Origin of the sequence: Photorhabdus tasmaniensis (genome assembly GCF_011189505.1) — a bacterium.
Lineage (GTDB): Bacteria > Pseudomonadota > Gammaproteobacteria > Enterobacterales > Enterobacteriaceae > Photorhabdus > Photorhabdus tasmaniensis.
Genome location: NZ_PUJU01000207.1, coordinates 1 through 523 on the forward strand (window position 1 = coordinate 1; position 523 = coordinate 523).

1 protein-coding gene is annotated in these 523 nt (G+C 48.9%); it reads right to left on the reverse strand.

All coding sequences use genetic code 11. The features are described 5' to 3' along the window. The coding region (locus C5471_RS23570; protein WP_278250197.1) for a contractile injection system protein, VgrG/Pvc8 family at positions 1-523 on the reverse strand (523 nt) is incomplete at both ends.

Below are 523 nucleotides of genomic sequence, written 5' to 3' on the forward strand. Positions count from 1 at the left end.
GTACTGAGTAAACGGAATGCCCTCTTTGTCTTTTTGAAACCGCCCGTAACTTTCGAAAATGTGAAATGGCGTGCTATTTTCTGCTTCATAATCGGTGGCGTTATGCTGCAAAGCATAATTGGGGTTGCGGTAATTCCGGTCTTTTTGAGTGATGGATTCAGGGCGCATGTGGGAGCCAAGAGACCATCCGGAGATAACATTTTCATCTGTTGCGTCGGTGACATCTGGGTTGTAGATCAGCGTATCCGGTGCCCTCATGTGTAAGTGGCTGTCGCTCACATGGAGGCCATCATCGGCGAACCAGAAGAAAATCCCCTCTTCCGCAGCCAGGCGGGTAAAGAAATCATAGGAGGATCCCCTTTTCATGGTGGTGTATTCCCGCACTGAGTGAGGGTTATTAAAACGTATATTGGCCTGGAGTTTTTTCTGTTTCAGCAGGCTGTGTAAAATGTCGGGAACACTGAGCTGGTGATAAATACGGCTGTCCTGATCGAGGGTCAGCAGCCACATTTCTGGCCTGACG